This window comes from Caulobacter sp. Root655, assembly GCF_001427665.1.
Lineage (GTDB): Bacteria > Pseudomonadota > Alphaproteobacteria > Caulobacterales > Caulobacteraceae > Caulobacter.
Genome location: NZ_LMHC01000001.1, coordinates 514,572 through 535,504, shown reverse-complemented (window position 1 = coordinate 535,504; position 20,933 = coordinate 514,572). Strand labels below are relative to the sequence as shown.

Genomic DNA, 20,933 nt, shown 5'->3' with positions numbered 1-20,933 from the left:
TGACCCGCAAGGCCGCGCTCCCTTTCTGGAGAGTTGGGCGACCTTGGCCGTCCGCGTGCCCCAAGGCCGTCCGGCGCCCGCGCCGGTCGCCGTTTCGACGGAAGTTCGTTCATGCGTCTGGTCGCTCCGCTGCTCCTCACCCTGCTCGCCGGCTGCGCGCCGTTGGCGGCGGGGTCCCCGACCCCGGCCGTCGCGGCCACGGCGCCGGCCTACGCCCCGCGTGGCATGGTCGCCGCCGCCAATCCGCTGGCGGTCGAGGCGGGCCTGAGGGTGTTGCGGGACGGCGGCTCGGCCGTCGACGCGGCGGTGGCGGTGCAGTCGGTGCTGGGCCTGGTGGAGCCGCAGAGCTCGGGGCTGGGCGGCGGTTCGTTCATGACGTTCTATGACGCCAAGACCGGCAAGGTCACTGCCTATGACGGCCGCGAGAAAGCCCCGCAGGCCGCCACGCCGCAGCTGTTCCTGGGCCCCGACGGCAAGCCGCTGAACTTCGTCGCCGCCGTGCTGTCGGGCCGCTCGACCGGCGTGCCCGGCGCGGTGGGCATGCTGGCCCAGGCCCAGAAGGAGCACGGCAAGGCGGCGTGGGGCACGCTGTTCAAGGACGCCGAGACACTGGCCGACGACGGCTTCACGGTCAGCCCCCGCCTGGCCGGCATGATCAACAGCACCCGCATCCCGCAAGGCCAGGCCCCCGACGCGGTCGCCTATTTCACCAAGCCGAACGGCCAGCGCTACCAGGCCGGCGACACCCTGAAGAACCCGGCCTACGCGGCCACCCTCCGCAGCCTGGCTTCGCGGGGCCCCAGCGCGCTCTACGAGGGCCCGCTGGCCCAGGCCATCGTCGACCGGCTGCGCCAGGGCGACCTGCCCTCCAGCATGACCCTGGCCGACCTCAAGGCCTACAGGCCGCGCTCGGCCGACGCTCTGTGCCGGCCGTGGAAGGTCTACACCGTCTGCGTGCCCAACCCGTCGTCGAGCGGCGTGTCGGTGATCCAGGCCCTGATGATGCTGGAGCACACCGACATCGCCAAGCGCGGCCCCAGCGACCCGATCGCCTGGACCCAGTTGGCGCAGGCCGAGCGGGTGATGTACGCCGACCGCGACCGCTATATCGGCGACCCGTCCTTCGTGAAGGTCCCGATCGAGGGGCTGCTCGACCCGGCCTATGTGGCGCAACGCGCCAAGCTGATCGGCGAGACGGCCGGCCCCGCCCCGAGCTTCGGCCTGCCCAAGGGCGCGCCGGCGGTGGGCGCCGACAAGACCCTGGAGCCGGCGGGCACCACCCACATGGTCATCGTCGATCCAGCCGGCAATGTGGTGTCGATGACCACCACGGTCGAGAGCGTGTTCGGCTCGGGCCGGATGGTCGGCGGCTTCTTCCTCAACAACCAGCTGACCGACTTCAACTTCGACCCCACGGACGGCGACGGCGCCCCGGCCGCCAACGCCGTGGCCGGTGGCAAGCGGCCGCGCTCGTCGATGGTTCCGATCATCGTGCTCGACAAGGACGGCAAGTTCCTGGCCGCCGTCGGCTCGCCGGGCGGCTCGGCGATCCTGTCCTACAATCTCAAGGCCATGATCGGGGTGTTCGACTGGGGCCTGACCATGCAGCAGGCGATCAACCTGCCCAACATGGTGGCGCGCGGCGACACCTTCTCGGCCGACGTCGAGAAGCTGGGGCCGGAGATGACCGCGGCCTTGCAGGCGCGCGGCGTGGCGGTGAAGACCGGCCAGAACGAGACCTCGGGCCTGCATGGGGTGATCGTGCGGCCGGGCGGGGTGCTTGAGGGCGGGGCGGACCCCCGGCGCGAGGGCGTGGCGCGGGGGCTGGAATAGGGGTTTCAGATTTAGGAACCCTCTCCCGGAGGGAGAGGGAGGGACCCGACCGCGCAGCGGTTGGGAGGGTGAGGGGTTACGCCCTCACCGTTTTCTCCGAGCGCCCTGCCGGCACGCCGTCAGACGACTAAACCCCTCACCCTCCCAAGCTTCGCTTGGGCCCCTCCCTCTCCCTTTGGGAGAGGGTTTCAGGGCTTCGACTTCGCCTTGGGCTTCGCGGGTTCGATCGGCGCTTCCGGGGCCGGTTCCGGCGCGCCCGCCAGGGTCAGGTCGAACACCGATCCGCCCGGCCCGGTCTCGACCAGGGCCAGGTCGCCGCCATGGCCCTGGGCCAGTTCGCGGGCGATGGCCAGGCCCAGGCCTGTGCCGCCGCGCCGCACCGAGCCGACGAACGGCTGGAAGAGGTTGTTGCGGGCCCGCTCCGGCACGCCGGGGCCGTCGTCCGACAGTCGCAAGACGCTCATGCCGTCGGCCCGGCGCAGCTCGACGAAGACCTTGCCCTTGCCGCCGCGATCCGGCGCGCCCTCGATGGCTTCGCGGGCGTTGCGCAGCAGGTTGGTCAGGATGCGGTGAAGTTGGTCCGGGTCGGCCTGCACCTGCTCGCGGGCGTCGATCACGGTCTCCAGGGCCACGCCCGTGGGCAGCAGGCCGGAGTCCTCGGCCGCCATGTCGAGCGCGGCCCGCAGCAGGATCGGACGGACCACCGGAGCCGGCTCCTTGGTCTTGCCATAGGCCATGACGTCGGTGGCCAGGGTGATGGCGCGGTCCAGGGCCCGCTCCAGGCGCGGCAGGGCCTGGGCCACCTTGGGGTCGCCCAGGGCGGCCAGGCGGTCCGAGGCCATCTGGGCGCTGGTCAGCATGTTGCGCAGGTCGTGATTGATCTTGGCCACCGCCTCGCCCAGGGCGGCCAGGCGGGCCTTGGCCTGTAGGGCGGCCAGCAGGTCGGACTGCATCAAGTCCAGCTCCCGCTCGGCGCGACCGATCTCGTCGCGGCGGCGCGAGACGACGACGCGGGCGGTGGGGTCCTCGGGCTGGGCGCGAAACCGCTCCATGGCCTGGGTGATCCGCTGCATCGGCCGCACCAGCAGGAAGTTCAGCGACAGGTAGATCAGACCGCCGGCCAGGGCGGCGACGAAGACGGTGACCGCCGCCAGCCGACCGAAATAGCCGATCAGCTGGGCCTTCAGGGGGGCGTCGGGCAGGACGATCTCGACGAACTCGGCCTCCTGGCGGAAGCGCGGCTCGGCCATCACCCGCACCATGCTGCCCGGCGCGCTCTTCAGGGTGAAGAACGGGGCGGCCAGCCACGAGCCGGGGTTCTGGCGGCGCAGGTCGACCAGGTAGGGCGGCTTGATCTTCAGGCCGCGCGGTTCGGCGGGCAGGACGAGGCGGCGGGCCCCATCGACCTCCAGGGCGACGATCACCACGCCGGCCTGGTCGAGAAGCTGCTGCGAGACCTGCTCGGTGACCCGCCGTTCGGGGTCGGCGTCGGCGATGGTCGAGGCCAGTTCGGCGGCCCGCACCCGGTCCAGCAGCCACTGCTCCTCGAAGGCGGCCAGGGCCGGCGGCAGGATGAAAGCCCCGGCGATGGCGACGAACAGCACGGTGAGCAGCAGCAGGCGCGCCGACAGGCCGCCGGGCCACGGGAAGCGCCGCCCGGGCCTTGGCCCTGGTCGGGGAGTTTCTGTCTCTGGCGGCGTGACCGGCTCGGCCATCTGTCTGGGTTACTTCACGTCTGCGGCTTCGGCAACGCGCCGACGCCGCCAATAACGCCAGAGCGGCGGCAGCAAGGCCAGTGCGCCCATCGCCACGATCGGCAGATAGACCCGCGGCGAGAACAGGCTGTGCATCGTCACCGGCTCGCCGCTGGCGAAGATATGGCCCAGGCCCGAGCCGATCCCGGCATAGACGAAGGAACTGGGGATCATGCCCAGGAACGAGGCCAGCAGGTAGGTGCGCAGGGGAATGTTCATCAGGCCCGAGGCGACATTGACCAGCAGCAGCGGAAAGGCCGGGATCAGGCGCAGGGTCAGCAGGTAGGAGAAGGCGTTGGTCTTGAAGCCCTCCTCGACCCGGGACAGCAGCGCGCCCGGCTTGCGTCGCAGGAAGTCGCCGAAGGCGGTTCGGCAGACCAGATAGACCACCGTCGAGCCGCCGGTGGCCCCGGTCACCGCCGCGGCGCCGCCGCCGATCGGTCCGAACAGGAAGCCGCCGGTCAGCGACAGGATCAGGGCCCCGGGCAGCGAGATCGAGACGGTGGCCACATAGATCACGACGTAGATCATCGCGCATTTGAGCGGATGGGCCGCCGCGAAGCCCTGCAGCGCCATGCCCTGGGCCTGCAGGGTCTCGAGCGACAGCTTGCCGGCCAGGCCGGTGGCCAGGGCCACGACCAGAAGGATCAGCAACGCGCCCAACGGCCCGAAGCGGCGCAGCCAGGCCAGGGTGCTGTCGGGCGTCATGCGGCGCCGATCGCGTCGGTCACCGAGGCGAAACCCTCGGCGCGCAGCCGCGCCGCCAGGTCGCGCTTGATGCGGCCCACCAGGCCGGGGCCGCCATAGACCAGGGCCGAATAGAGCTGCACGGCGCTGGCCCCGGCGCGGATCTTGGCCAGAGCGTCGGCGCCGCTGGCGACGCCGCCGGCCCCGATCAGGGCCAGCTCGCCTTTGCTGGCGGCGTGGAACCGGGCCAGCATGGCGGTCGAGGCGCGCAGCAGCGGCCTGCCCGAAAGGCCGCCGTCTTCGTCGGCCTGGGGCGAGGCGAGGTCCCCGGGGCGGGCGATGGTGGTGTTGCTGACGATGATCCCATCGAGGCCGGCGGCCTTGACCGTGGCGACGATGGCCTCGACCTCGCCGTCCTCCAGGTCGGGCGCGACCTTGAGGAAGATCGGGTAGTCGACCGTGCCCGCCGCCTTCAGCCGGCCGCGCGCCTCGGCGATGCGGCCCAGCAGGTCCTCCAGCGCAGCCTTGGTCTGCAGGGCGCGCAGGCCGGGCGTGTTGGGCGAGGAGATGTTGACGGTGAAATAGTCCGACAACCCCCACAGCCGGGCCAGGCCGGTGACATAGTCGGCGATGCGGTCGGTGGCGTCCTTGTTGGCCCCGATATTGGCCCCGACGATGGCATCCCCGTTCCTGGACGCGCGCTGGGCCTTGAGGCGCGCCAGCCGGGCGGCGAATGGTTCCAGGCCCTGGTTGTTGAAGCCCATGCGGTTGATCACCGCCTGGTCCTGGGTCAGGCGGAACAGGCGCGGGCGCGGGTTGCCGGCCTGGGCCAGGGGCGTGACGGTGCCGCATTCCACGAAGCCGAAGCCGGCCTTCGACATGGCGGCCGGAACCTCCGCGTTCTTGTCGAAGCCGGCGGCCAGGCCGACGCAGTTGGACAGCGGCAGGCCGGCGACGGTGATCGCCAGGATCGGGTCGTCGACGTCGGACTGACGCGGACCCAGGCCCATCTTCAGGCCCTTGATCGCCCAGCCGTGGGCGTCTTCCGGGTCCAGCGCCAGCAGGGCGCGGGCGGCGATGTCGTGCGGGCTCATGCGGGCAGCTCGCCGAGGGCCGGCACGCCGCCGGCGTCCAGGGCCAGCGCGCGCTCGGCCGAAACCTCGTGGACTTCCAGCGGACGATAGAGGTGGGGGAACAGCGCCCCGCCGCGCGAGGCTTCCCACTTCAGCGCCTCGCCGAGGAGGTCGGCCTCGACGGTCAACAGGACCAGGTCGGCCTGGCCGGCGAAGTACCGGGCGGCGGTTTCCTGGGCCTGGTCGGCGGCCGAGAAGTGGATGTAGCCGTCGGCCAGGTCGACGGCCGAGCCGGCGAACCGGCCCGCGACGCGCGCGGCGTTCCACTCCCCGAGGGAAAGGATCTTGTAGATCTTGCTCATTCGCCGCCGTGCCCGCCGTTTTCCGAAGCATAGAACAGGTGGATCAAGGCCGGGGCTCCATCCGGATCGATCGAAAAAACCGCGACGGTGGCGGTGGGGAACTTGCCGCGCAGCTTGGCCAGGCGCGCCGGGTCGGCCGCGCCGCCCATCGCCATGCGCACCGCCAGCTCGTGCAGGCCGGGATTGTGGCCCACGACCATGACCGTGCCGCTGTCGGGGGCGTCTTCGCGAATCGCCGCCAGCACGTCCTGGGCCTCGGCGTGATAGAGGTCGCGACGGACCTGCGCCTGGGCGGCCGGGAAGGCCGGGCTGGCCGCGTCCCAGGTCTCGCGGGTGCGCCGGGCCGAGGACACCAGCGCCAGGTCGGGCGCCAGGTCGGCCTTGGCCAGGACCTGTCCCATCAGGGTCGCGTCGGCCTGGCCGCGCGGGGCCAGGGCGCGCTCGAAATCTCCGCCCGTGGCGGCGTGCTGCTCGGCCTTGCCGTGGCGCATGAGGATCAGTCGGTCCATGATCCTCCATAGCCTTCGCCGTCGCGCTCCGGAAGCGCGGTTGACGGGGCTAGTTGACACAGGGGACGTCAAGCGGTCCAAGGCGGGCATGGCAAATCTCGATTTCGCCGGGCCCGTGCTGTCGGAGGGCGGAACCTGGCGGTTCCCGTCCAGCCAACCCTTGCGGCTCGACTCCGGCGCCCAGCTGGAAAATCTGGAGATCGCCTATCGCACCTGGGGCACGCCGAACGCCGACGGGACCAACGCGATCCTGATCTGCCACGCCCTGACCCTCGACCAGCACGTGGCCGGCGCGCATCCCACCACCGGCAAGCCTGGCTGGTGGACCCGCCTGATCGGTCCCGGCAAGCCGATCGACCCGGCCCGGCATTTCATCATCTGTTCGAACGTGATCGGCGGCTGCATGGGCTCGACGGGCCCCGCCTCGATCAATCCGGCCACCGGCCAGGTCTATGGCCTGACGTTCCCCGTGATCACCATCGCCGACATGGTGCGCGGCCAGGCCATGCTGATCGACGCGCTCGGGATCGAGACCCTGGCGGCCGTGGTCGGCGGCTCGATGGGCGGCATGCAGGTCCAGCAGTGGGCGGCCGACTATCCCGAGCGCCTGTTCTCGGCGGTGATCGTCGCCTCGGCCTCGCGCCATTCGGCCCAGAACATCGCCTTCCACGAGGTCGGCCGCCAGGCGATCATGGCCGACCCCGACTGGAAGGCCGGTGCCTACGCGCAAGGCAAGTCGCGGCCGGAGAAGGGCCTGGCCGTCGCGCGGATGGCCGCCCACATCACCTATCTGTCCGAGCCCGCCCTGCAGCGGAAGTTCGGCCGCGAACTGCAGCGCGACGGCCTGTCCTGGGGTTTCGACGCCGACTTCCAGGTGGAGAGCTATCTGCGCCACCAGGGGGCCAGCTTCGTCGATCGCTTCGACGCCAACTCCTATCTCTACATCACCCGGGCCATGGACTATTTCGACCTGGCGGCCAGCCATGGCGGGGTGCTGGCCCAGGCCTTCGCCGGGGCTCGGAACGTGCGCTTCTGCGTGCTGTCGTTCACCAGCGACTGGCTCTATCCGACCGCCGAGAACCGCCACATCGTGCGGGCCCTGACCGCCGCCGGCTGCCGGGCGGCCTTCGTCGAGATCGAGAGCGACAAGGGCCATGACGCCTTCCTGCTGGACGAACCGGTGATGGACGCCGCCCTGCTGGGGTTCATGGGTTCGGTGGACAGGGAGCGGGGCTTGTGATGGGTCGCGCGTTCGAGGCCCTCCCCCCGTGGGGGAGGCGGCCGAAGGCCGGTGGGGGGAGGTTCGAGGTCGTCGATCCGGGATGCGATCGCCTGCCTATCACTCCCCCCTCCGTCGGCTTCGCCGACACCTCCCCCAGAGGGGGAGGACGATGATCCGGGAAGACTTCAAGGAAATCCTGCGCCTGGTCCGCCCCGGCTCGCGGGTGCTGGACGTTGGCTGCGGCGAGGGCGTGCTGCTGGACCTGCTGACCCAGGAGAAGCAGGTCGACGGCCGGGGGCTGGAGATCAGCGCCGCCGGGGTCGCCGCCTGCATGTCGCGCGGCCTGTCGGTGGTGCAGGGCGACGCCGACCAGGACCTCGACCACTTCCCCGACCGCACCTTCGACTACGCGGTGCTGTCCCAGACCCTGCAGGCCACGCGCCAGCCGCGCCATGTGCTGGACGAGCTGCTGCGCATCGCCGATCGGGCCGTCGTCTCGTTCCCCAATTTCGGCCACTGGCGGGTGCGCTGGTCGCTGCTGCACCGCGGCCGCATGCCCGAGACCGAGGCCTTGCCCCTGCCCTGGTGGTCGACGCCCAACATCCACCTCTGCACCCTGGCCGACTTCCTGGCCCTGACCGACGACCTGGACGTGCGGATCGACGCCTGCGCCGCCTTCGCGGGCAACGGCCCCGCCCGGCAGATCGACCCGACCAAGGCCGTCGAGAACTGGCGGGCCGAAAGCTGCCTGTTCATGCTCAGCCGCAATCCGCCGCCGGCCGGAACTTCGACGGCGGGGGAACCTCCCGCGATCTCGGGCGATCTGTTCGACGGATGAAACTTCGCCTCATGACCTACAATGTCCACCGTTGCGTGGGCACCGACCGCAAGCTCGACGTCGAGCGCGTGGCCGAGGTCATCGCCGCGGAACAGCCGGACGTGGTGGCGCTGCAGGAACTGGACGTCCGCCGGGCCCGCACCCGGGGCGTGGACCAGGCCCACCGGCTGGCCGAACTGCTGAAGATGACCTCGCACTTCCATCCCGCCATGACGGTGGAGGAGGAACTCTACGGCGACGCCATCCTGACCTGGCTGCCCGAGAAGAAGGTCAAGGCCGACGGCCTGCCGCTCTACACCCGCATCCCGGGCCTGGAGCCTCGGGGCGCGATCTGGGTGACGGTCGATGTCGGCGGCACGCCGGTGCAGATCATCAACACCCACCTGGGCCTCGTGCCCCAGGAGCAGAGGCGGCAGGCCGCCGCCCTGCTGGGCGAGCAATGGATGGCGCACGAGGCCTGGAAGGCGCCGGGCATCCTGCTGGGCGACTTCAACGCCACGCCCTATTCGGCGACCTACCGGCTGCTGCGGGCCGCCCTGCGTGACGCCCAGTCCCAGAGCCCCACCTGGCGGCAGACGCCCACGGCGACCTTCCCGTCCAGCTTCCCGTTCATGCGCATCGACCATGTCTTCCTGACCAAGGGCCTGGAGACCGTGGGCGTCAGCTCGCCCTACGGCGCCATGGCCCGGGTGGCCTCGGACCACCTGCCGCTGGTCGTCGACCTGGAGATCACCGCCGCAGATGATCCGGCAGGGCCGGCGGCGGGCCCATCAGGCGCGCCAACTCTCGCTTGAGCCGCGTGCGGCGGCCCCAGGGCCGCCAGGCGTCGTCCGGGGCGGTGGCGTCGCCCAGGCTCCAGTCGGCGATGAACTGCTGGACCCCGGTCAGCTGGCGGGGCGGCACAGGCGCCAGCCGCCGCGGCTCGCCGCCCTTGCGATCCAGGGCGTTGATCGTCGCCGCCAGGCCGCCCTCGCGGTCATAGGTCTCGAGCACATAGCCGGTCTCGTGGTCGAGGAAGTGACCGATCAACCGGCCGAGGAAGGCGCGGATCGCCGCGCGCGAGGTCTCGTCGCGGCCCTCGAAGGCGATGTCGCACTCGGTGTCGAGCCCGATCGAGCGGTTGTTCAGGTTCGCCGAACCGAGCCGCAGCACGCGGTCGTCCATGATCGCCACCTTGGAGTGGACGATGATCGCCGCCCCCTTCGGCGTGCGGGCGCTGAAGGCCGAGAACCGGCCGTGGACGTCGATCTCATGCAGGCGATTGATCGCCGCCGTGCGGGCGCTGTCCATGGTCATCTGGTCGAAATAGCTGGGGCTGTGGGCGGGCCCGACCGTCACCACCTCGGGTCCATCGTCCTCGGCCAGCCGCTCGGCCAGGGCTTCGACGATGATCGGCGAGGTCAGGTACTGGTTCTCCAGATAGATCAGGCGCTTGGCCGACTTGATGCACGCCAGGTGCATCAGCATCGTCTCGTTGATCTCGGGGTCGCCCTTCCAGGCCGGCTGGGTGCGGCAGATGGCCAGGTCCACGGACCGCAGGTCCGGCGTCAGGAAGTCGGGCCAGGGCGCCTCTTCGGGCTTGGGCGACGGCGCGAGAATCTCGCCGGTGGACTTGCGCCAGCGGCTGATGAACAGCTCGCCCAGGGCCTCGGCGGCCTTGCCGTCGACCATGGCCGCCACTTCGTGGCGAGCAGGATAATGATGGCCCGTGGGCAGGCGACGGCGCGGGTCGTTGTCCAGGTGCTGGGTCGTGTCCCAGCGGTCGACACCGATGTCGCCGCCGCTGACCAGGGCCACCGAGCCGTCGACCACCACCACCTTCTGGTGATGGCTGGCGCTGGCCGGCAGGGTGTTGTCCAGGTGGTACTTCACCCGCGAGCCAGCGAAGAACACCTGGCCGCGATGCGGGCCGAACAGCTGCGAGGCGGCGATCGGGAACGGCATGTCCCAGACCAGGATCCGCACGTCCAGCGCCGGATTGAGCGCCGCCTGGCGGCGCAGCAGCAGGCCGATGCGATCGACGTGCTGCGGGTCGCGGCTCTTCCTCACCCGGTCGGGGTCCAGCCGCGTCAGCGGGTCGAACACCCAGGCCAGGATCCAGATCGATTTCCTGGCCGACAGCAGGATGGCCTTGAGGGCGTCGAACGCCTCGTCATTGTCGATGAACAGCGCCAGCCGATCCGCGGTCTCGACACGCCAGCAGGTGGAGCCCGGCGCAAGTAGCGAGGCGTGGGTGAGTGGAGATGCGTCTTCGGCCATGTTTCCCTTTTGCCACGGAAATTCCTCAGCGCATCGACCCATGTTATGGCTCCGCTTGCACTCCTCCCCTCGACGCGATTTCTGGACCACCATGACCGCTCACGCCGATCACCACGTCCTGTCGGATCGCAAGCGCCTGTGGGCGTTCTGGGTCGGTTGCCTGATCGTCACCGCCGGGGTCGTGCTGCACGTGCCGATGTACCTGATGGGCGCCGACATCGGCTACCGGCTGGCCGGGATGCCGATGGACCTGGGCATGACGGTGGGCATGCTGATGATCCCGCCCGGCTGCGCGCTGGCCGGCTGGGGGCTTTTGCCTCGTCGTGGGCTGCACCACGAGCACGACCACCACACCGTCGAGGTCACCCCGCCCGAGGACGCGCCGCTGTCCCTGGCCCACTGGGCCCTGATGCTGGTGCTGGTGGTCGCCCTGATCATCGACATCATGAAGCCGGCCAGCCTGGGCTTCGTCGTGCCGGGCATGCTCAAGGAGTACGGGGTCTCCAAGGCCATGGTCGCCTGGCTGCCGTTCGCGGCCCTGAGCGGCACGGTGACCGGCTCGATCATCTGGGGGATCCTGGCCGACATCTTCGGCCGACGGGCCTCGATCCTGCTGTCGGCGGTGATGTTCGTCGGCACCTCGATCTGCGGGGCCATGCCCGATTTCTGGTGGAACGTGATCATGTGCTTCATGATGGGCGCGGCCGCCGGCGGCCTGCTGCCCGTGGTCTACGCCCTGCTGGCCGAGACCATGCCGTCCAAGCATCGCGGCTGGAGCCTGGTCCTGGTCGGCGGCCTGGGCGCGGTGGGCGGCTACCTGGCCTCCAGCAGTTGCTCGGCCCTGCTGCAGCCGGAGTTCGGCTGGCGGATCATGTGGTTCCTCAACCTGCCGACCGGCCTGATCCTGATCGCCCTGTCCGGCGCGATCCCCGAATCCGCCAAGTTCTTGATGACCATCGGCCGGATGGACGCCGCCCACGCGGTGATGAAGCGGTTCGGCTCGGTGGTCCGCGAACGGGTCGAGACGCCGGAGGAGCATCACCACGTCCTGACCGTCCCGCCGATCTCCACGCGCTACGCCGGCATGACCCTGGCTCTGAGCATCGCCGCCGTCGCCTGGGGCCTGGTCAATTTCGGCCTGCTGCTGTGGCTGCCGGCCGAGCTGGTGGCCGAGGGACACAGCGTCGGCGTCTCCAGCCAGCTGCTGGCCAAGTCGGCCCTGATCGCCTTCCCGACGGTGTTCGTCTGCGCCTTCCTCTACAGCCGCTGGAGCACCAAGTGGTCGCTGGTCGTCAGCATCGGCGTCAGCGCCCTGGGCGTGGCCGGGGTGCTGACCATCGGGCCTGGCGTCAGCCCGGTCCTGCCCGTGGCCCTCATGATCATCGGGACCAACGGCCTGCTGGCCATCCTGCTGCCGTACACCGCCGAGAGCTACCCGCTGAAGATCCGCGGCCGCGCCACCGGCTGGGTGGCGGCCTGCAGCAAGTCGGGCGGGCTGATCGCCCAGCTTCTGGGCATTCTCGCCGCCGTGCCGCCGCTGAAGGTGGCCGCCCTGATGATCATCGCGCCCCTGGTCCTGGCCATGGCGCTGATGGCCTGGTTCGGGACCGAGACGCGGGGTCGGGACCTGCGGGAGCTGGAGCGGTAGGGGCCCAGCGTCCTTCGAGGCTCGCCTTCGGCTCGCACCTCAGGATGAGGACGCTAGTGCAACTGAATTCCTCATCCTGAGGCGCCCGCGCAGCGGGCCTCGAAGGACGCAGTGAGGATCAGCCCGCGATCGCCGCCGCGTCGCGCTCGCCCGTGCGGATCCGCAGGGCCTGTTCCAAGTCGAGCACGAACACCTTGCCGTCGCCGATCTTGCCGGTGTTGGCCGTGCGCTGCAGGGCCTCGACCACCGAGTCGACCACATCGGTTGGCACGGCGATCTCCAGCTTGACCTTCGGCAGCAGCTTCACCTCGTACTCGGCGCCGCGATAGACCTCGGTCTTGCCCTTCTGGCGGCCGTAGCCGCGAACCTCGGTGACCGTCAGGCCCGAGGCGCCGGCCTCGGTGACCGCCTCAAGCACGGCGTCGAGGCGGCTGGGCTTGATAACGGCGACGATCATCTTCATGGCGCGGCTCTCGCTGGCGACGGTGTTTGCGACTCAAGGCTAGGCCTGGAAATCGAAGGCTCCAAGGGCCTTGCGGCATTTAGACCGCTCGGCGCCTTTCGAACAGGCGCCGGGCCTCCCGGCGAGGGCGTCAGCACCCCCTGCGCGAACACCCGCACCCGCGCACGGTTGCCGCGCGGCTTGACCGCGAAGGTCTGCTTGACCGCTTCCATCAGGATCAGGCCGGCGAAGCGCGGCCACAGACGGGCCCCGACCTGTTCGAAGCCCTCGGTCCAGCGCGACATCACCGCCATGGGGGGCACATAGAGCGCACGAGTCCAGCCGGCCGGCTCCAGGTCGGCCTCGCGCAGCAGGGCCTCCAGCTGGTGACGGCTGAACGGACGGCCATGACCGAACGGCGTGCTTTCGGATCCGGCCCACAGGCCGTCGCGCGACGCCACGGCGACGATCAACCGGCCGGACGGGGCCATGACCCGCCAAATCTCGCGCAGCACGGCGGCGGGGTCGTCGGCCTCTTCCAGGGCATGGACGGCCAGGATGCGGTCGAACATGGCGTTGGGGAACGGCAGGGCGGTCTCCTCGACCAGGGTCGCCTGGTTACGCCCGCCGCTGGGCCAGACCTCGACGCCCTGGGTCGCCGGCATGGCCGCCACCACGCGCCGGGCGCTGGTGCGGGCCAGGTCGAGGAAGGGCGTGGCGTAGCCCAGGCCCAGCACGTCGAGACCGCGTGCGTCGCCCCACGCCTCCTCGACCTTGCGGCCAAGCATCTCGCGCGCCGACCGCCCGAGGGGGGTGGCGTAGAAGGCCCTGAGATCGAGCACGTCGCGACGCATTGAGTCTCCCGGTCTGCAGCGTCATCTATGTAGGTGGGCGAACCGGTCGCGTCACCTCTGACGCTCTGGGCAGCCTTGAGGAGTCCCAGCATGTCGCTGACCGTCCATCAGTTTCCCTGCCTGTCCGACAATTACGGCTTTCTCGTGCGCGACGACGCCACGGGAACGACGGCGACCATCGACACGCCGGACGCCGACGCCATCCTGGCGCAGCTGGAAAAGCTGGGCTGGAGCCTCGACCTGATCCTCAACACCCACTGGCATCCCGACCATGCCGGCGGCAACGCGGCGATCCAGGCGGCGACGGGCGCCACCATCGTCGGCCCGCCCGAGGTCACCCGCATCGCACCACTGGACCGCCCCGTCGGCCAGGGCGACACGGTCCAGCTGGGCGAGACGACCCTGTCGGTGATCGACACCGGCGGCCACACCCTGGGCCACATCGCCTATCACGACGCCGAGGGCCACATCGCCTTTGTCGGCGACACCCTGTTCGCCCTGGGCTGTGGCCGATTGTTCGAGGGCACGGCCGAGCAGATGTGGGGGTCGCTCTCCAAGCTGACCGCCCTGCCCGACGACACCACCGTCTATTGCGCCCACGAATACACCGCCTCCAACGCCCGCTTCGCCCTGTCGGTGGACAGCGACCCGGCGCTCAGGGCCCGGGCCGACCAGGTGTTCGCCGCCCGCGAACGCGGCGAGCCGACGGTGCCGACCACCATCGGCCTGGAGAAGGCGACCAATCCGTTCTTGCGCGCGCCCCTGCTGCGCGCCCATCTGGCGCCCGCCGAAGCGTTCGGCGAGATTCGCGCCGCCAAGGACGGTTTCAAGGGATGAGCGGCATCGAAGCCTCCCCCTCTAGAGAGGGCTTGGGCATTTCCGGCGACCTGGGCGCCAGGGAGATCATCCGCCTGCTCGACCTGGCCCCGCATCCGGAAGGCGGCTGGTACAAGCGCACCTTCGCCGACGCTTCCGTCGATGGGGTCCGTCCGGCCTCGACGGCGATCTATTACCTGCTGCAGGCGCAGGAGATGTCGGCCTGGCACCGGATCGACGCGGTCGAGATCTGGCACTACCACGCCGGCGCGCCGATCTCGCTGACCCTGTCGCCGCCCGACGGCGTCGGCATGACCGCCCACACCCTGGGCCCCGACCTGCGGGCCGGCTGCCGGCCGCAGGTGGTGGTGCCCACCGGCTGGTGGCAGACCGCCGTCAGCCTGGGCGCCTGGACCCTGGTCGGCTGCACCGTCGCCCCGGGGTTCCGGTTCGAGGGCTTCGAGCTGGCGCCGGAGGGGTGGCGGCCGACCCCATAAATTCCGCTCATCCCGGCGAAAGCCGGGACCCAAGCCGAGCTTCAGGACGGAGCGCTGAGTTCAGAACCGCCGACTTCGCTTGGGTCCCGGCTTTCGCCGGGATGAGCGGTGAAGGTTGGGGATACGCCCGAACGAAAAAGGCCCCGGATCGCTCCGGGGCCTTTCCTTCAGGGGGCGATCGAGGCCGGCTCGGCCACCGGCTCCGGGTTGGTGTCGTCCGAGCCGTGCGACCATTTCTTGAGGATCGGCGACAGGGCCAGGAACAGCACGCCGATCCCGATCGAGATCAGGCCGATGATCTTGAACACCAGCAGCGACTGGACCATGGCCGCGGCCGGATCCAGCACCTGACCGCCGATGGTCTCGGTCGAGGCGATACCGGCGATCCAGCCGCCGAACAGATTGGCCATGGCCAGGGCCATGTACCAGACCGCCATCACGAACGAGACGATCGACAGCGGCGACAGCTTGGTCATCTGCGACAGGCCGACCGGCGACATGAACATCTCGCCCGAGGTGTGCAGCATGTACATGACGATCAGGAAGATCAGCGGCATGCGGAACGCCCCGTCGGCGAAGTTCGCCCCGATCAGCAGGATCAGGAAGCCGGCGCCGACCTGGATCAGCGACAGGCCGAACTTGACCATCGGGCCCGGGTTACGGCCGCGGAAGCCCAGGAAGGTCCACATCGCGGCGAACACCGGGGCGAAGATCAGGATCCAGCCGGCGTTGATCGCCTGGGTCTGGGCGGCGTTGAACGAAGTGTTGACCCAGAAGCCGCTCTTGGGGTCGATCCCCGCCGCCGCCAGTTGCTCGGGCGCGCCCAGGATCACCGCGCCGTTGAACCAGGTCACGGGCTTGGACAGCAGTTGCAGGTTGACGTTGGTGGCCGCGAACAGGTTCAGCGACGAGCCGGCCTGCTCGAACAGGGTCCAGAACACCACCGCGCCCAGCACCAGCACCACGGCCAGCAGCAGCCGCTCGCGCTCGACCTTCTGGCATTTGACGAACGCGAACCACAGGATGTAGCCCAGCGAGCCGAACATGCCGGCGATCAGGGTGGCGCTGACCACCGGGGTGTATTGCACCAGGAAGAAGACCAGGCCGACGACGCCCAGCGACGAGATATAGATCAGGCCCTCGCGGTTGATCGGACCGACGACCGGCGCCTTGAGCCGCTTGGGCTCGGGCGGCTCGCCCTTGCCCAGCAGCCAGGGCTTGCCCAGCACGAAGACGATGAAGCCGGCCAGCATGCCGATGCCCGCCATGCCGAAGCCGGCGCCCCAGCCGACATTGACGCCCAGCAGGCCGCAGAGGATCGCCGCCCAGAACGAGCCGAGATTGATGCCGTAGTAATAGAGGGTGAAGCCGGGGTCGCGGCGCGGGTCGCCCTGCGGATAGAGCTGACCCACCAGGGTGGCGACATTGGCCTTCATGAAGCCCACGCCGACGATGATCAGCGCCAGGGCCAGCCAGAAGATGTTCAGATAGAGCGGGTCACGGTCCTTGACGCCCAGCTCGTAGCTGCCCTTGGGCAGCACGCCGGGGATCACCGACTGGGCGGGCAGGTTCTTGATCTCGAAGTCGCCCTTGTCGTTGGCCGCCACCTCGTAGGGTTTGTCGGCGACCAGGATCTTGGCGACGCGTTCCTCGCCGCGACCGTGGACCTGGAATTCGTAGGTCTGGCCGGCATAGGCCAGGGTCTGGGTCGCCGGACGGCCCTCGACCGCCATGGTCAGGTGGCCGGCCACCAGCAGGATGGCGCCGAAGGCCACGGCCTTGCGGGTGCCCAGATAGCGGTCGGCCAGGAAGCCGCCGAGCAGCGGCACGATATAGACCAGCGAGGTGTAGGAGCCGTAGTGGCCGCCGGCGGTCTTCGAATCAAACAGGAAGTGCTGGGTGAGGTAGAAGATCAGCAGGCCGCGCATGCCGTAGTAGGAAAACCGCTCCCACATCTCGGCCAGGAAGCAGATGATCAGGCCGCGCGGGTGGCCGCGCAAAAGCTGGATAAGCACGGGCACGCCGGTCACGAGCGTGACCAGGATCCCCACGGCGACAACGATATTCATTCACTAACCTTGAGATCTTCAAGCGGCGCCGGCGTCGACTTGGTCGTTTCGCCCTCGCCCTCCCCATTCGGCGGGGAGAAGATCACGGGAGTCGGCGTTTCACAAGCAATGGCTTGCCGCCTTGGAGCCCCACGGGGGCGCCGCGCGTTTCTTCAAGACCGTCATCACGATACGGGAGAAACCAGCATGACGACGCCAGGTCAGGATCATCCGATCACCTGCTCGCGCGAGCCGGGACGGGTGGAGGTGCTGTTCGAGGGCCACGAGCTCGCCGACAGCGGCGACGTGCTGTTGCTGCGCGAGGCGAACCTCGCGCCGGTCCGCTATTTCCCGCGCGCGGACGTGGCGATGGACTTCCTGCGCAAGTCCGGCACGGTCACCCAGGATCCGCACAAGGGCCCGGCGACCTACTACACCCTGGTGCGCGACCGGCAGATCATCGAGGACGCCGCCTGGTCCCATGAGGCGCCGCCGCTGGGCGTCAGCCAGATCACCGGCCGCCTGGCCTTCCATCCCGAATATGTCGAGTTCAAGCGCGCCGGACTGACGCCGGCCGAGACCCGGGCGCTGGATGTCAACGACGTGGTCCGCCACACCGACAGCGGTTCGGGCGCCAGCCAGGCCGAGCACTGGCCGCCCAATGTCGTCATGCCCGACGACGAGGCCTGGGAAGGCGACGCCATCCGGGACGACGAGCCAGGGCTGATTGACCGGCCCTATCGGGGAACCGGCGCCATATGAGCCGCGTTCGCCTATAAGGTTAGTAAACGTTCGTTAGCGTCTCGGGCGCTCCATGACGACGGCGCCTGAGCGCTAAGCCTCCCCAGAGAGGCGCCGGAGGAAACGTCATGGCCTATATGGGCTACGATCCCGATGCACGCGCCGCGGCGCGTCAGAAGGCCCTGGACAAGGCGCCGGGACGCGGCCTTCCGCCCGTGGCCTGGGCGCGCCTGCTGGCGGTCGCGGCCAGCCTGGCGGCCTGGGTCGGCATCATCGCCGTGGCTCGCGCCGTCTTCTTCTGACGCACGCCCGACTCGCGCCCCGACTCGCGCGAAACGCGACGAGCGCCCTAGGGGTCCCTACTCAATAGAACGCTTGAGTTCCTGAGTAGCGTCACAGCCCTCACTAACGGTTGTCATCCCGGAAGCCTCGCAGAGGCTGTCCGGGACCCAGGGGCCAGCGCACTGCGGTTGCTCTGGGTCCCGGCGCTTCGGCCCGCTGCGCGGTCCTACGGCCGGGATGACAACGGTTGGGTGGGCGCCAATTGAGTCCGAACCCTAGTAGGCGAAGTCCTCGAACACCCGGTTGATGTCGCCTTTCCAGGCGCCGTTATACAGCGCCAGCAGGCGTTCGGCGGGCGTGATCCCGCTGTCGGCGATCTCTTCCAGGTCGCCCATGTAGATCGTCTCGTCCAGAAAACCGCCGTTGAGGTGGGCGCGGGCCTTGAGGCCCTGCTTGGCGATGGCCACGAAGTCCTTGGCCACGTCCTGGGCCGTGCGGCCGGCCACCTGGGCCTTCAAGCCCAGCTTCGGCACGTCGCGGCGCAGGCCGGCGCGATCCTGCGCCGTCCAGTCCTTGCAGAGGTCCCAGGCCGCGGCCAGGGCCGCGTCGTCGTAGAACACGCCGGTCCACAGGGCCGGCAGGGCGCAGAGGCGGCTCCACGGCCCGGCGTCGGCCCCGCGCATCTCCAGATAGGTCTTCAGCCGCACCTCTGGGAACAGGGTCGTGGTGTGGTCGGCCCAGTCCTTGATCGAGGCATGTTCGCCCGGCAGTTCGGGGATCTTGCCGTCGATGAAGTCGCGGAAGCTACGGCCGGCCAGGTCGACATAGCGGTCGCCGCGCTTGGCGAAATACATCGGCACGTCCAGGGCGTAGCGGGCGTAGCGCTCGAAATCGAAGCCGTCCTCGAACACGAAGTCCAGCAGGCCGGTGCGGTCGGGGTCGGTGTCGTTCCAGACATTGGCGCGGGCCGACAGGAAGCCGTTGGGCTTGCCCTCGGTGAACGGCGAATTGGCGAACAGGGCGGTGACGATCGGCTGCAGGGCCAGGCTCATGCGGAACTTGGCGACCATGTCGGCTTCGGACGAGAAGTCGAGATTGGCTTGCACGGTGCAGGTGCGCAGCATCATGTCCAGGCCCAGGTTTCCGACCTTGGGCATGTAGTTGCGCATGATCACGTAGCGGCCTTTAGGCATCACCGGAACTTCGTCACGCCGCCAGAGCGGCGAGAAGCCCAGGCCCAGGAACCCCAGGCCCAGCTCGTCGGCGACGGTCTTGACCTCGTCCAGGTGCTGGCCGGTCTCCTCGCAGATGTCGTGCATGGTCAGCAGCGGCGCGCCGCTCAGCTCGAACTGGCCGCCGGGCTCCAGGCTGACATTGGCGCCGTTGCGCTCGAGCCCGATGATGGTGGGGCCTTCCATCACCGGCTTCCAGCCGAAGCGCTGCAGGCCGGTCAGCAGGGCGTGCACGCCATTGGGCCCCTCGTAGGGAACGGGCGCGTGGCCATTCAGGTAGAAGCCGAACTTCTCGTGCTCGGCCCCGACCCGGAACTGCTCCTTGGGCTTGGAGCCCTGGGCGAAATAGGCGGTCAGATCGTCCAGCGTCAGCGGACGCTCCTGGCTCATGGCTTCGGCCATCGGCGTTCCCTCCCAAAACACGCTTCCAAGAAGGAAGGGGATTTTCCCTCCGACCCGACCGCGAAATATCTTGCTGCGCAGTTGGGCGTTTTCTTAGCGAACCTCAAGGGGCGCGGACAGGGTTTCGCAACAGGCGGGGTTCGCTCACGGCTTCCAGGCAGAGGTTTGCCGTCGGGTCGATCGGACCAAGGCCTTTTCCCGACGGACTTGCCGTGCGAAGCTCAAGGTTGGGACACCGCTCCTCAGCCCGGCACGCGCACCGCCGCCCCTGCCGCCGTCAACGGTTCACGCGATGTCCCACGCCACTCAGCACATCACCTTCGGTCGCGCCGCCCCCGGCATAGTCGTGCGCGACATCCAGGCCGCCCACGCCTTCTATTCCGGGGTTCTCGGCTTCCGGAAAACGTTCGAGAACGGCAATCCCGTCGGGTTCATGGTCCTGGAGAAGGATTCAGCCGAGATCCATCTCAGCCAGGCCCGCGAGCACCGCGCGACGACGATCAATGTTTTCCATATGTACGTGGACGACGTGGCGGCCCTCTACGCGGTCTGCCAGTCGGCCGGCGTGCGGATCATCAAGTCCCTGCAAGACAAGGACTATGGCCAGCGCGCCTTCGTGTTCGCGGACCCGGACGGCAACCGCATCGATGTGGGCGAGCCGACCTGATCCTCGGCCGCCCTACCGCCAGTCCCCCGCCGCCGCCTGCCACAAGGTCATCGCCGCGATCGCCGCCGTATCGGCCCGCAGGATGCGCGGGCCCAGGGAGACCGGGATGACGAAGGGCAGCGACCGCAGGCGCTCGCGCTCCTCCGGCGCGAAGCCGCCCTCCGGACCGATCAGGATGGCGGCCGGCGCGCCCGTGCCGGTCACCGCCTCGATCATCGTCCGGGCGTCGCCGCCCTCGTCGCAGAAGATCAAGCGACGGGCCGGATCCCAGCCGTCGAGTATCTTGTCCAGCTTCAGCGGATCGTCGATCACCGGCACGTCGAGGCGGCCGGTCTGTTCGGCGGCCTCGATGGCGATGGCGTCCAGGCGTCCCAGCTTGAGGAAGTCGACATTGGTCCGCCGGGTCTGGGTCAGGCGCACGCGGCGCGCGCCCAGTTCGGCGGCCTTCTCGACGATGGTCTCGACCCGGCCGCGCTTGACCATGGCGACCACCAGGTCAAGGTCGGGGGCGTGGTCCTGCGGGCGGGTCTGTTCCTCGGCGCGCAGCAGGCAGCCGCGCTTGCCGGCCTCGGTCAGGCTGGCGCGCCACTCGCCGTCCTGGCCGTTGAACACCAGGATCTCGTCGCCGACCGACAGCCGCATGACGGCGGTCAGGTAGCGCGATTGGTCGATGCTGGGCGCGACGCCGGCGCCGGCCTTGAGGGGATGGGGGACATAAAGACGGATCATGACGCCCTTCTAGAGCGTTTTCGAGCGAAGTGGATACC

Annotated in this window: 21 protein-coding genes; 10 read left to right on the top strand and 11 right to left on the bottom strand. The window is 69.5% G+C overall.

Annotated features, from left to right (window positions below):
- Positions 1 to 111 precede the first annotated feature (111 nt).
- The gene (gene ggt, locus ASD79_RS02475) at positions 112 to 1,833 is read left to right on the top strand and encodes a gamma-glutamyltransferase (protein ID WP_056719462.1); all 1,722 of its coding nucleotides are present in this window, start codon (positions 112 to 114) and stop codon (positions 1,831 to 1,833) included.
- Positions 1,834 to 2,021: 188 nt separating this feature from the next.
- Here the strand turns inward: ggt and ASD79_RS02470 are convergent, their stop codons facing one another.
- From ASD79_RS02470 to ASD79_RS02450, 5 genes are read right to left on the bottom strand one after another with little or no spacing between them, the layout of a single operon-like run.
- A complete protein-coding gene (locus ASD79_RS02470; RefSeq protein WP_056719461.1) occupies positions 2,022 to 3,548 on the bottom strand; it encodes a HAMP domain-containing sensor histidine kinase in 1,527 nt (508 codons plus the stop codon).
- Between the two features lie 9 nt (positions 3,549 to 3,557).
- On the bottom strand, positions 3,558 to 4,295 hold the full coding sequence (locus ASD79_RS02465) for a TVP38/TMEM64 family protein (protein ID WP_056719460.1): 738 nt from the start codon (positions 4,293 to 4,295) through the stop codon (positions 3,558 to 3,560).
- Positions 4,292 to 5,368, bottom strand: coding sequence for a quinone-dependent dihydroorotate dehydrogenase (locus tag ASD79_RS02460; RefSeq protein WP_056719459.1), 1,077 nt, complete (start codon positions 5,366 to 5,368; stop codon positions 4,292 to 4,294). The genes ASD79_RS02465 and ASD79_RS02460 overlap by 4 nt, the downstream gene beginning before the upstream one ends.
- On the bottom strand, positions 5,365 to 5,709 hold the full coding sequence (locus ASD79_RS02455) for a DUF952 domain-containing protein (protein ID WP_056719458.1): 345 nt from the start codon (positions 5,707 to 5,709) through the stop codon (positions 5,365 to 5,367). The genes ASD79_RS02460 and ASD79_RS02455 overlap by 4 nt, the downstream gene beginning before the upstream one ends.
- Positions 5,706 to 6,218 (bottom strand): histidine phosphatase family protein, encoded by a 513-nt coding sequence (locus tag ASD79_RS02450; protein WP_056719457.1) that lies wholly within the window; start codon positions 6,216 to 6,218, stop codon positions 5,706 to 5,708. The genes ASD79_RS02455 and ASD79_RS02450 overlap by 4 nt, the downstream gene beginning before the upstream one ends.
- Before the next feature lie 88 nt (positions 6,219 to 6,306).
- Here ASD79_RS02450 and ASD79_RS02445 point away from each other — a divergent pair, with 88 nt between their 5' ends.
- From ASD79_RS02445 to ASD79_RS02435, 3 genes are all read left to right on the top strand, one after another.
- Positions 6,307 to 7,458 carry a homoserine O-acetyltransferase gene (locus tag ASD79_RS02445; protein ID WP_056719456.1) on the top strand — a complete coding sequence of 384 codons (1,152 nt, stop codon included), beginning with the start codon at positions 6,307 to 6,309 and terminating at the stop codon, positions 7,456 to 7,458.
- Positions 7,459 to 7,609: 151 nt separating this feature from the next.
- Complete coding sequence (gene metW, locus ASD79_RS02440; protein ID WP_056719455.1) at positions 7,610 to 8,278, top strand: methionine biosynthesis protein MetW; 669 nt, start codon at positions 7,610 to 7,612, stop codon at positions 8,276 to 8,278.
- Positions 8,275 to 9,072 (top strand): endonuclease/exonuclease/phosphatase family protein, encoded by a 798-nt coding sequence (locus ASD79_RS02435; protein ID WP_056719454.1) that lies wholly within the window; start codon positions 8,275 to 8,277, stop codon positions 9,070 to 9,072. Before metW ends, ASD79_RS02435 begins: the two co-directional genes overlap by 4 nt.
- Here the strand turns inward: ASD79_RS02435 and ASD79_RS02430 are convergent.
- Positions 9,008 to 10,537: a phospholipase D-like domain-containing protein gene (locus ASD79_RS02430; protein ID WP_056719453.1), complete on the bottom strand. Its 1,530-nt coding sequence runs from the start codon at positions 10,535 to 10,537 to the stop codon at positions 9,008 to 9,010. The two genes, ASD79_RS02435 and ASD79_RS02430, sit on opposite strands and share 65 nt — an antisense overlap.
- Before the next feature lie 91 nt (positions 10,538 to 10,628).
- Between ASD79_RS02430 and ASD79_RS02425 the strand changes: the two genes are divergently transcribed.
- Positions 10,629 to 12,185: an MFS transporter gene (locus ASD79_RS02425; protein ID WP_056719452.1), complete on the top strand. Its 1,557-nt coding sequence runs from the start codon at positions 10,629 to 10,631 to the stop codon at positions 12,183 to 12,185.
- Positions 12,186 to 12,303: 118 nt separating this feature from the next.
- On the opposite strand, the gene ASD79_RS02420 is transcribed toward ASD79_RS02425, so the two are convergent.
- Entirely contained in the window at positions 12,304 to 12,648 is a 345-nt protein-coding gene (locus tag ASD79_RS02420) for a P-II family nitrogen regulator (RefSeq protein ID WP_007668349.1), read from the bottom strand.
- Positions 12,645 to 13,481 (bottom strand): class I SAM-dependent methyltransferase, encoded by an 837-nt coding sequence (locus tag ASD79_RS02415; protein WP_056719451.1) that lies wholly within the window; start codon positions 13,479 to 13,481, stop codon positions 12,645 to 12,647. The genes ASD79_RS02420 and ASD79_RS02415 overlap by 4 nt, the downstream gene beginning before the upstream one ends.
- A 90-nt stretch (positions 13,482 to 13,571) precedes the next feature.
- Here ASD79_RS02415 and gloB point away from each other — a divergent pair, with 90 nt between their 5' ends.
- Both gloB and ASD79_RS02405 read left to right on the top strand, forming a co-directional pair.
- A complete protein-coding gene (gene gloB / locus ASD79_RS02410; RefSeq protein WP_056719450.1) occupies positions 13,572 to 14,318 on the top strand; it encodes a hydroxyacylglutathione hydrolase in 747 nt (248 codons plus the stop codon).
- Complete coding sequence (locus tag ASD79_RS02405; RefSeq protein WP_056719449.1) at positions 14,315 to 14,794, top strand: cupin domain-containing protein; 480 nt, start codon at positions 14,315 to 14,317, stop codon at positions 14,792 to 14,794. The genes gloB and ASD79_RS02405 overlap by 4 nt, the downstream gene beginning before the upstream one ends.
- A 167-nt stretch (positions 14,795 to 14,961) precedes the next feature.
- Here ASD79_RS02405 and ASD79_RS02400 read toward each other — a convergent pair whose 3' ends face one another.
- A complete protein-coding gene (locus ASD79_RS02400; protein ID WP_056719448.1) occupies positions 14,962 to 16,863 on the bottom strand; it encodes a peptide MFS transporter in 1,902 nt (633 codons plus the stop codon).
- A 186-nt stretch (positions 16,864 to 17,049) separates the two neighbouring features.
- Here ASD79_RS02400 and ASD79_RS02395 point away from each other — a divergent pair, with 186 nt between their 5' ends.
- On the top strand, positions 17,050 to 17,604 hold the full coding sequence (locus tag ASD79_RS02395) for a DUF427 domain-containing protein (protein WP_056719447.1): 555 nt from the start codon (positions 17,050 to 17,052) through the stop codon (positions 17,602 to 17,604).
- A gap of 107 nt (positions 17,605 to 17,711) precedes the next feature.
- On the top strand, positions 17,712 to 17,885 hold the full coding sequence (locus ASD79_RS23650) for a hypothetical protein (protein ID WP_156400323.1): 174 nt from the start codon (positions 17,712 to 17,714) through the stop codon (positions 17,883 to 17,885).
- A 255-nt stretch (positions 17,886 to 18,140) separates the two neighbouring features.
- Here ASD79_RS23650 and ASD79_RS02390 read toward each other — a convergent pair whose 3' ends face one another.
- Entirely contained in the window at positions 18,141 to 19,499 is a 1,359-nt protein-coding gene (locus tag ASD79_RS02390) for a glutamate--cysteine ligase (protein ID WP_056719446.1), read from the bottom strand.
- Positions 19,500 to 19,791: 292 nt separating this feature from the next.
- On the opposite strand from ASD79_RS02390, the gene ASD79_RS02385 reads away from it, so the two are divergent.
- Positions 19,792 to 20,166 (top strand): glyoxalase/bleomycin resistance/extradiol dioxygenase family protein, encoded by a 375-nt coding sequence (locus tag ASD79_RS02385; protein ID WP_056719445.1) that lies wholly within the window; start codon positions 19,792 to 19,794, stop codon positions 20,164 to 20,166.
- Positions 20,167 to 20,178: 12 nt separating this feature from the next.
- Here ASD79_RS02385 and ASD79_RS02380 read toward each other — a convergent pair whose 3' ends face one another.
- The gene (locus ASD79_RS02380; protein WP_056719444.1) at positions 20,179 to 20,895 is read right to left on the bottom strand and encodes a 16S rRNA (uracil(1498)-N(3))-methyltransferase; all 717 of its coding nucleotides are present in this window, start codon (positions 20,893 to 20,895) and stop codon (positions 20,179 to 20,181) included.
- Between the last annotated feature and the right edge of the window lie 38 nt (positions 20,896 to 20,933).

Coding starts and splice junctions, on each gene's coding strand:
- ASD79_RS02430 (WP_056719453.1), bottom strand. CDS start 10,537: ATGGCCGAAGACGCATCTCCACTCACCCACGCCTCGCTACTTGCGCCG.
- ASD79_RS02435 (WP_056719454.1), top strand. CDS start 8,275: ATGAAACTTCGCCTCATGACCTACAATGTCCACCGTTGCGTGGGCACC.
- ASD79_RS02455 (WP_056719458.1), bottom strand. CDS start 5,709: ATGAGCAAGATCTACAAGATCCTTTCCCTCGGGGAGTGGAACGCCGCG.
- metW (WP_056719455.1), top strand. CDS start 7,610: ATGATCCGGGAAGACTTCAAGGAAATCCTGCGCCTGGTCCGCCCCGGC.
- ASD79_RS02420 (WP_007668349.1), bottom strand. CDS start 12,648: ATGAAGATGATCGTCGCCGTTATCAAGCCCAGCCGCCTCGACGCCGTG.
- ASD79_RS02415 (WP_056719451.1), bottom strand. CDS start 13,481: ATGCGTCGCGACGTGCTCGATCTCAGGGCCTTCTACGCCACCCCCCTC.
- ASD79_RS02460 (WP_056719459.1), bottom strand. CDS start 5,368: ATGAGCCCGCACGACATCGCCGCCCGCGCCCTGCTGGCGCTGGACCCG.
- ASD79_RS02405 (WP_056719449.1), top strand. CDS start 14,315: ATGAGCGGCATCGAAGCCTCCCCCTCTAGAGAGGGCTTGGGCATTTCC.
- ASD79_RS02445 (WP_056719456.1), top strand. CDS start 6,307: ATGGCAAATCTCGATTTCGCCGGGCCCGTGCTGTCGGAGGGCGGAACC.
- ASD79_RS02395 (WP_056719447.1), top strand. CDS start 17,050: ATGACGACGCCAGGTCAGGATCATCCGATCACCTGCTCGCGCGAGCCG.
- ASD79_RS02385 (WP_056719445.1), top strand. CDS start 19,792: ATGTCCCACGCCACTCAGCACATCACCTTCGGTCGCGCCGCCCCCGGC.
- ASD79_RS02380 (WP_056719444.1), bottom strand. CDS start 20,895: ATGATCCGTCTTTATGTCCCCCATCCCCTCAAGGCCGGCGCCGGCGTC.
- ASD79_RS02450 (WP_056719457.1), bottom strand. CDS start 6,218: ATGGACCGACTGATCCTCATGCGCCACGGCAAGGCCGAGCAGCACGCC.
- gloB (WP_056719450.1), top strand. CDS start 13,572: ATGTCGCTGACCGTCCATCAGTTTCCCTGCCTGTCCGACAATTACGGC.
- ASD79_RS23650 (WP_156400323.1), top strand. CDS start 17,712: ATGGCCTATATGGGCTACGATCCCGATGCACGCGCCGCGGCGCGTCAG.
- ASD79_RS02390 (WP_056719446.1), bottom strand. CDS start 19,499: ATGGCCGAAGCCATGAGCCAGGAGCGTCCGCTGACGCTGGACGATCTG.
- ASD79_RS02465 (WP_056719460.1), bottom strand. CDS start 4,295: ATGACGCCCGACAGCACCCTGGCCTGGCTGCGCCGCTTCGGGCCGTTG.
- ASD79_RS02400 (WP_056719448.1), bottom strand. CDS start 16,863: ATGAATATCGTTGTCGCCGTGGGGATCCTGGTCACGCTCGTGACCGGC.
- ASD79_RS02425 (WP_056719452.1), top strand. CDS start 10,629: ATGACCGCTCACGCCGATCACCACGTCCTGTCGGATCGCAAGCGCCTG.
- ASD79_RS02470 (WP_056719461.1), bottom strand. CDS start 3,548: ATGGCCGAGCCGGTCACGCCGCCAGAGACAGAAACTCCCCGACCAGGG.
- ggt (WP_056719462.1), top strand. CDS start 112: ATGCGTCTGGTCGCTCCGCTGCTCCTCACCCTGCTCGCCGGCTGCGCG.